Genomic DNA, 7489 nt, shown 5'->3' on the forward strand with positions numbered 1-7489 from the left:
GCTGACGTGCCGGCGATGCCCGAGACTGGGTACGCCACCGAGTGGTGTTGTGGCTCCGGCCGGCGAGGCGGCGGATGGATGCTGACTGGTGAGCCGGATCGTTTCCGTTCGGCGGGTGCCGAGACGATTCGCAGGACACCGGGCTGCCGGAGCGCCCGGTGCGTGTTGTCGGCAGCGCCCACCTGCGCGCTGAACTCGATGCGCCATTCCGCCGCGTCACGGCCGAGCACTGCGATGGTGCTGCCGGTCAGGCGCTCCTGTCGGATACGGCCGAGTGCCGCGACGGCGTCGGGGCTGAGGTTTGGCTTTCGGTCGTGGTCGGGTGCTGCGACGGCGTCGGGGTGTGGCTGTCGGTCGTGGTCGGGTGTCGTGACGGCATCGCCGCTCAGGCGCGCCTGGCGTGGTGAAGTAGGGTTGGGCAGCCCGGTCCTGGCGGAGTTGCGGGCCTCGTGCGGGCTGGACATGCCTGCCGCCGTGAGGGCATGCGCGGTGGCGCGGGTGCGGCGTAGGCGTTCCGCGTGGCGGCGGGTCAGGCCCCAGGCGCGGTGCCGTTCATGGGCGCGGCGGAATTCGGCACGGTGGGGGCAGTAGTTTCGGGAAGCCGTCGGGTCGCGCATTTTGGCCAGCTCGGTCGTGGTGAACAACTGTAGCTGCCGCATAGCACTTATTATCTCGTATCCGGACAGTGTCCGCTGACCCGAAGACGAAATTCGCGTACTTTCTCTGCCCAATTCTGGTGATGCCTAGCGCCTCGCCTCTGAGCGTTGATCGGGTAACCTGTCGGTGCTGCCGCTGATCGGGTTCTGTTTCGATGTCAGGGCGCTGATTTCACAATGGAACCAACGTTTCACTGTGAAATCACGCTCGCGCAGGATGTGCTTCCGGCCGGGCAGTCCGGTGTGCGGCCGATGCCGGTGATTGGGCAGCGGAAATGTCGCAAGTTGCTGCTGTCGCTACGTTACGGGCGGGGCCAGCCACGCTGCGTTACCCTGCCGCCATGTCGATCACGGGTGAGAAATCCCCCGCCGTTTCAGCGATGATTCGGCGTGTGCGGGTGCCGATGTTGCTGATCGTCATCGCGGTGGTCATCGCCGGTCTCGGCGGTTATCGGGTTGGTTTGTCGCGGGACCGACATTCCGCGATCGCTGTGGTGTTGACGGGGACGGTCACGTGGTCGAACGAGGAGACCCGCCTGATTGCGTTCGAGACCGATGGTGTCGTCCGCGAGGCCAACGATGGGGACACGATCTACTCTGTGCTCGGCAACGGTTGGGAAGACGCCGAGGGAACGATTCATGTGGACGGCACCTACCCGACCTGTCTGGCGGGGAAGGGTGACGACCCGGTTTCCACGCACCATCGTCGCGTCGAGCTGACCGTCATCGACTGGGACACCGGTGGCGCTCCGTGGATGCACGTGGCGGTCCAGGTCCGCTGTCTGGATTAGGGCGCATGCCTCTATGGTGGACCGATGGCATCGGTCAAGCAGCTCCAAATCACCTTCGACTGCGCAGAACCTGAGCGTGTCGCTCGATTCTGGTGCGAGGTGTTGGGGTACGTCGTACCGCCACCACCGGAAGGGTTCGCCACCTGGGACGAGTTCGATCGCACGCTGCCCCCTGAGCAGCAGGGTTCAGCGTTCGCCTGCGTAGATCCCTCCGGCGTGGGTCCGCGACTGTTCTTCCAACGCGTGCCCGAACGCAAGGTGGTCAAGAATCGAGTACATCTTGACGTACGCGTCGGCACCGGGCTGGTGGGTGAGGAGCGCTTGGCCGCGCTCGAGGCCGAGTGCGCGCGACTGGTCCCGCTCGGCGCGGTACGCGTACGACTGCTGCGTGCCGACGGCGTGAACGAATCGTGCCTCGTGATGCAGGACGTCGAAGGCAACGAGTTCTGCCTCGACTGAGGCCCAGTCCTTCGAAGGAACGGCCGGTGCCTTCAGTGCGGCAGATAGGCAATCAGTCGGTCGGCGAGTTGCCTCGGGTGGCTGAGCGCCACCGCATGGCCGCCGTCGATCTCATCAGGGACGACGCCGAGCCGGTCGGCGGCCACCCGGCGCAGGAAGTCCGCCGCAAAGAACCGGTCGTCACGGGCGATGAGCACCTTCGTCGATACATCCGGCCAGGCGTCCAACGGCCACGGCTCGTCCCACTCCACGCTGACTTGCTCCCGAAGGTGGGCCGCAGCCGCGGCGGCGACCTCGGCCGGTACGCCGTTGTAGAACTGCTGCTCCTCGCTGAGCCCTTCCGGGCCGCGGTGACCGGTGTTGCGCCACCAGTCCCCGGGCTTCTCACCGGGCTTCGGGATCATCGGGGTGAGCAGGACGATCAGCCGTACCGGCAGCTTGTCGGCGATCAGCGGCGCGGTGAACGCCCCGTACGAGTGCCCGACGACCACCAGGTCGCTGCGGTCACCGACCGCGGTGACCACCGTGTCGCAGAACTCGGCGAAGCCGGCCGAACGGTCCTCGATCGGCAGCTCCGGCACCACCACGTCGTGGCCGCGGTCGGTCAGCTCAGGGACCAGCAGATGCCAGTCCCAGGCACTGCCCCCACCGCCATGGATCAGAACGAACGTCGCCATGACCTGAAGCCTCCCACCCACGGGTACGACAACCACCCCGGCCTTTCCGCCAACCCGGGCCGGGTCGGGGCACCTGCCCGGGTGGCTCCTTCTTCCGCCACGTGACCCGTACGATGGCGAGCGGTGCTGGTTCGACCATCGGTCCACGGTGGTCGAGGCAAGAGGGAACCCGGTGTGAGACCGGGACTGCCCCGCAGCGGTGAGTGGGAACGACCGCCGTCAACGAAGCACTGGACCGCGAGGTCCGGGAAGCGACGGCCAGTAGGCGACTTTCGTGTCATGCCCACGAGTCCGAAGACCTGCCAGCGCTGCGCACGCCGCCGGTGTGCGCCGCCGGCGGTCTCTCGGGAGGGCCAGGGCGGAAGCCGGTACGCTCCGCGTAGCCGCCTTCCCTTCCGTGCCCGCCGGGCACTTCGAGGGAAGGACACTCTGGTGAGTACCCCATTCGGGCAGAGCACCGTGCTCGGTTATCCGCGCATCGGCGCGAATCGTGAGCTGAAGAAGGCCGTCGAGGCGTACTGGGCCGGCACCGTCGACGCGGCCGGGCTGGCGAGCACCGCCGCCCGGCTCCGCGCCGAGGTCTGGCGGACGCTGCGCGACGCCCGTCTCGACGCGATCCCGTCGAACACGTTCTCCTACTACGACCACGTCCTCGACACCGCCGTCGCCGTCGGCGCGATCCCCACCCGCTTCGCCCGGCTGGGCCTCTCCGCGCTGGACACCTACTTCGCGATGGCCCGTGGCGTCGACGCTGAGCCGGCGCTGGAACTGACCAAGTGGTTCGACACCAACTACCACTACCTGGTGCCGGAGATCGGCACCGACACCGTCTTCACGCCGAATCCGGCGAAGGCGCTGGGCGAGTACGCCGAGGCCCGCGGCCTGGGCATCACCACCCGACCGGTGCTCGTCGGCCCGGCCACGTTCCTGCTGCTGGCCAAGGGCGACGATCCGTTCGCCCGCCTCGACGACCTGGTCGAGACGTACGCGGAAATCCTCATCGCGTTGGCCGACGCGGGTGTGGCCTGGGTGCAACTGGACGAGCCGGCCTACGTCGCCGACCGCAGCCCGGCCGAGATCGACGCGCTCCGCCGGGCCTACACCCGGCTCGGCCGGCTTGAACACCGGCCACGCATCTTCGTGGCGACCTACTTCGGCGAGCTGGGCGACGCGCTGCCCGCCCTGCTGGACACTCCGGTCGAGGCGATCGGCCTCGACCTGGTCGCCGGACCGGGCAACGTCCGACGGCTCGCCGCCGCTGGCCCGCTGGGTGGCCGGACCATCGTCGCCGGCCTGGTGGACGGCCGCAACATCTGGCGTACCGATCTGCGGGCCGCCGTGGCAGCCGGGGCGACGATCGCGGGGCTGGCCGACCACGTCGCGGTGTCCACGTCCTGCTCGCTGCTGCACGTCCCGGTGGACCTCTCCGCCGAGACCCGCCTCGACCCCCAGTTGTCCGCGCGGCTCGCCTTCGCCCGGCAGAAGGTCGACGAGGTGGTCCTGCTCGGCCGCGCGCTACGCGACGGCACCACCGCGCTACCCGCGCCGCTACCGGCCACCCCGGCCGCCTGGCGCCACGACGATGTACGCGGACGCCTCGCCGCGCTGCGCCCCACCGACCGGCAGCGCGGTGACTATCTCACCCGGGCTGCCCGCCAGCAGGAACGCTTGAAGCTGCCGGAGCTGCCGACCACCACGATCGGGTCGTTCCCGCAGACCCTCGAGCTGCGCCAGGCGCGCGCCGCGCACCGGGCCGGCAGCCTCGACGACGCGGGCTACCGGGCCCGGATGCGTGCCGAGGTCGAACACGTCATCCGGCTCCAGGAGAAGCTGGGGCTGGACGTGCTCGTGCATGGCGAACCGGAACGCAACGACATGGTGCAGTATTTCGGGGAGCAGCTCGACGGCTTCGCCGCCACCGAGCACGGCTGGGTGCAGTCCTACGGCTCCCGCTGCGTCCGCCCGCCGATCATCTACGGCGACGTGGCCCGGAAGGCGCCGATGACGGTCGACTGGTCGACCTTTGCGCAGTCGCTGACCGGCAAACCGGTCAAGGGCATGCTGACCGGCCCGGTCACCATCCTGGCCTGGTCGTTCGTCCGCACCGACCAGCCGCTCGCGGCCACCGCCGACCAGGTCGCGCTCGCCCTGCGCGACGAGTGCCGAGACCTGGAGGCCGCCGGGATCCGGGTCATCCAGGTCGACGAGCCGGCGCTGCGCGAGACGCTGCCGCTGCGCCGGGCCGACCAGCAGGCGTACCTGGACTGGGCCGTCGGCGCGTTCCGCCTGGCCACCAGCGGCGTCGCGGACGACACCCAGATCCACACCCACCTCTGCTACTCCGAGTTCGGCGAGGTGATCACCGCCATCGACGCGCTCGACGCGGACGTCACCAGCATCGAGGCGTCCCGCTCGAAAATGGAGGTGCTCGAAGACCTCGCCGAGATCGGCTACCGCCGGGGCGTCGGCCCCGGGGTCTGGGACATCCACTCGCCCCGGGTGCCGCCGCGTGACGAGGTGGTCGAGGCGCTACGCCGGGCCGTCGCAGCCGTCCCGGCGCGACGGCTCTGGGTGAACCCGGACTGCGGCCTGAAGACGCGCGGCTACCCGGAGGTCGAGGCGTCGTTGCGGCACCTGGTCGCCGCCGCCGCCGAGGTGCGCGGCAGCTGACCGGTCCCCGGCGGGCGGCGTACCGCCCAGCCCAGAGCGAAGCGCGCCCGGCGATCGTCGGGCGCGCTTCGTGCAGCAGGTTCAGGGCCGGGTCGCTCGGATGAATTCGGTCCAGGCGGTGGGGGAGAAGGTGAGCGCGGGCCCGGCCGGGTCCTTGCTGTCGCGTACGGCGACGAGGCCGGGCAGGTTGTCGGCGACCTCGACGCATGCGCCGTTGTTGTCACCGCTGCGGGTGCTTTTGCGCCACTGGGCGCCGGTCAGCTCAGCCATGGTAAACCTCTCCAATGATCTTGCTGATCAGTTGCTTGGATTGTCCCTCATCGAGGGCCAATCCATCGAGGCTGGACCAGACTCTTTCGTAGGCTGCAATCTCGGTGGGCCGATCGAGGTAGAGCGCCCCGGTCAACGACTCGCAGTACACGACCGAGGGCTCCGGGACCGCACGGGTGTGCAGCGGAAAGTCGAGCATCATGAAGGTGCCGGCAAGCGTTCCATAGTGGGCACCGGCCGCCAGCGGCAGCACACGGATGGACACGTTGGGCAGCTCGGTGATCTCCAAGAGGTCATTGAGCTGGTCAGCCATTGCCGATCGTCCGCCGATGCTGCGAAGTAAGACAGCCTCGGACAGGACGGAGTGGAGGACCGGTGCCTTGGGCAACCTGCGGGTCAACAGAGCTTTGCGTTGTCGCCGGACCGCGAGCACCTGCTCGAACTCGTCTTCGTTCATGTCGCGGCGATTCTGGTAGACCCCCTGGGTGTAGGCCGGCACCTGAAAGATGCCCGGTATCAACGACTCGTCGTAACCACGAAGCTTGCAGGCGGCGGATTCCAGGCCGACGTACATCTCGAACCAGTCGGGGACGGCCAGGCCGTAGGCATGCCACCAGCCCTTGGCCTTGGTCTCGCCGGCCAAGGCCGTGAGCGCGCCGGTCAGCTCGGGCGTCGCGGCGTACAGCTCGCAGATGGCCCGGATGTCGACGGCGCGGGCCGGGCCGAGGCCGCTCTCGATGCGCCACAACTTCTGCCGGCTGAACTGCATCGCCTCGGCCACCGCGTCGAGTGTCATGCGCGCCTCGGTGCGCAGGTCCCGCAACGCCCGCCCGAGCTGCCGCCGCGGGACTGTCGATCCCATGTCGTCGGCCATCCGCCACCCCTCTCCCTGTTACGTTTTGTTACATCACGACGCCCGTGGTGAAACGCGCGATGGTTGCTCGCTGACCAATTCATCCGGGCAATTTTCGGGAATCGTCCGGATACGCTTCGACCATACCGAACGAAGCCGATCGACTCCATTAAGCACCGATCAGAAGTTCTGTCGCTATCAGGCGACCACCGGCTGGTCGGGGCAGGCGCCGGCGCCCGCGGCGGCTGACGGAGTGGAAGGGCCAGCGCCCCTCACCCTCTCCACTTTTTCCTTTGCTCTGCTTCAACCCACGCAACGGGTTCGGCGGCAAACCGTTGCGTAGGTTGAAGCAGAGCAAAGGAACCACAAATACAGGGGAGGACCGGGACGGCAGCGCTTTTGGTCGACCTTGTGCCCTCGGCTCGGCAGGAAGCGGAGCCGGAAGCCGGTGTCGTCGCCGGGCAGGAGTGCGACGCCGTCGAGTGGCTCGTCCGCCACCTCCCACCCCGGCTGCCCGGACCAGAACCGCGCAAGACGCGACGGGGCCGGCGGTCGAGGCCGCGATCCCCGGCATGAGTCGGCGGCCCGCTCGGCGTAATGTTCTGGTCACCTTCGGCGTCCACGGTCGATAATCGGGCCAGCGGCCGCTGATCTGGTAGGCGGGGCCTCAAAGCGCGACCAGGAGGATGCGTTGTCGGCGGAGCCCTCTAACGAACCGACCGTCCCGGCGCCGCCCGACGCGGTAGCTGCGGAAAACGTCGCCGGGACGCCGGCGGCCAACGGTGAGGCGAGTTCAGCCGTTTCTGGTTTGGGCGTCACGCCCCCGCCATCTGCCGGGCCTGGCCGCTCCTCCTTGATCGATCATATTGTCGAGGCCGTCGTTCCCGGCACGAGGGAACAGCGCTGGTCGACGAAGACCAAGGCCCTGATGGGAGCGTTGCTCGCCATGCTGCTGCTGGGAGCCGCCGGATGCGTGGGAAACCTGACCTCCCCCGTTCAGAGGGCAAATTGATTCATCGAGGGCGATAGAGGAAAGGTGCACCTGACCTGCAAGGATGTGAGTGTCGAAGTCATATCCACAGCAGAGTTGGGTGCACCTTCCTGGTGAGCAAG

General features: G+C 68.4%; 8 protein-coding genes and 1 riboswitch. Of the genes, 4 read left to right on the top strand and 4 right to left on the bottom strand.

Going from position 1 to position 7489, the window contains the following annotated elements; translation table 11 throughout:
• Positions 1–644, bottom strand: a 644-nt coding sequence (locus tag IEY61_RS24715; protein WP_189048394.1) for a hypothetical protein, incomplete at its 3' end; no start/stop codon positions are given.
• Positions 645–997: 353 nt separating this feature from the next.
• Between IEY61_RS24715 and IEY61_RS24720 the strand changes: the two genes are divergently transcribed.
• Together IEY61_RS24720 and IEY61_RS24725 are read left to right on the top strand one after the other, a co-directional pair.
• Complete coding sequence (locus IEY61_RS24720; protein ID WP_189048396.1) at positions 998–1447, top strand: hypothetical protein; 450 nt, start codon at positions 998–1000, stop codon at positions 1445–1447.
• Between the two features lie 24 nt (positions 1448–1471).
• Positions 1472–1906: a VOC family protein gene (locus IEY61_RS24725; protein WP_189048399.1), complete on the top strand. Its 435-nt coding sequence runs from the start codon at positions 1472–1474 to the stop codon at positions 1904–1906.
• A gap of 32 nt (positions 1907–1938) precedes the next feature.
• Here IEY61_RS24725 and IEY61_RS24730 read toward each other — a convergent pair whose 3' ends face one another.
• Positions 1939–2583: an alpha/beta fold hydrolase gene (locus IEY61_RS24730; protein WP_189048401.1), complete on the bottom strand. Its 645-nt coding sequence runs from the start codon at positions 2581–2583 to the stop codon at positions 1939–1941.
• Positions 2584–2693: 110 nt separating this feature from the next.
• Positions 2694–2904: riboswitch (cobalamin riboswitch) on the top strand.
• A gap of 111 nt (positions 2905–3015) precedes the next feature.
• Here IEY61_RS24730 and metE point away from each other — a divergent pair.
• On the top strand, positions 3016–5253 hold the full coding sequence (gene metE, locus IEY61_RS24735; protein WP_189048403.1) for a 5-methyltetrahydropteroyltriglutamate--homocysteine S-methyltransferase: 2238 nt from the start codon (positions 3016–3018) through the stop codon (positions 5251–5253).
• Positions 5254–5334: 81 nt separating this feature from the next.
• Here the strand turns inward: metE and IEY61_RS24740 are convergent, their stop codons facing one another.
• Positions 5335–5523, bottom strand: a complete 189-nt coding sequence (locus IEY61_RS24740) for a DUF397 domain-containing protein (protein ID WP_189048405.1) — start codon at positions 5521–5523, stop codon at positions 5335–5337.
• Complete coding sequence (locus IEY61_RS24745) at positions 5516–6397, bottom strand: helix-turn-helix domain-containing protein (RefSeq protein WP_189048407.1); 882 nt, start codon at positions 6395–6397, stop codon at positions 5516–5518. Before IEY61_RS24745 ends, IEY61_RS24740 begins: the two co-directional genes overlap by 8 nt.
• 670 nt (positions 6398–7067) lie before the next feature.
• Between IEY61_RS24745 and IEY61_RS31490 the strand changes: the two genes are divergently transcribed.
• The gene (locus IEY61_RS31490; protein ID WP_229706420.1) at positions 7068–7388 is read left to right on the top strand and encodes a hypothetical protein; all 321 of its coding nucleotides are present in this window, start codon (positions 7068–7070) and stop codon (positions 7386–7388) included.
• Positions 7389–7489: the final 101 nt, after the last annotated feature.

It is taken from the genome of Micromonospora sonchi (genome assembly GCF_014646235.1).
Classification (GTDB): Bacteria; Actinomycetota; Actinomycetes; order Mycobacteriales; family Micromonosporaceae; genus Micromonospora; species Micromonospora sonchi.

Excerpts from the sequence above, each read along its gene's own strand:
- IEY61_RS24720 (WP_189048396.1), top strand. The coding sequence starts at position 998 with ATGTCGATCACGGGTGAGAAATCCCCCGCCGTTTCAGCGATGATTCGG.
- IEY61_RS24725 (WP_189048399.1), top strand. The coding sequence starts at position 1,472 with ATGGCATCGGTCAAGCAGCTCCAAATCACCTTCGACTGCGCAGAACCT.
- IEY61_RS24730 (WP_189048401.1), bottom strand. The coding sequence starts at position 2,583 with ATGGCGACGTTCGTTCTGATCCATGGCGGTGGGGGCAGTGCCTGGGAC.
- IEY61_RS24740 (WP_189048405.1), bottom strand. The coding sequence starts at position 5,523 with ATGGCTGAGCTGACCGGCGCCCAGTGGCGCAAAAGCACCCGCAGCGGT.
- IEY61_RS24745 (WP_189048407.1), bottom strand. The coding sequence starts at position 6,397 with ATGGCCGACGACATGGGATCGACAGTCCCGCGGCGGCAGCTCGGGCGG.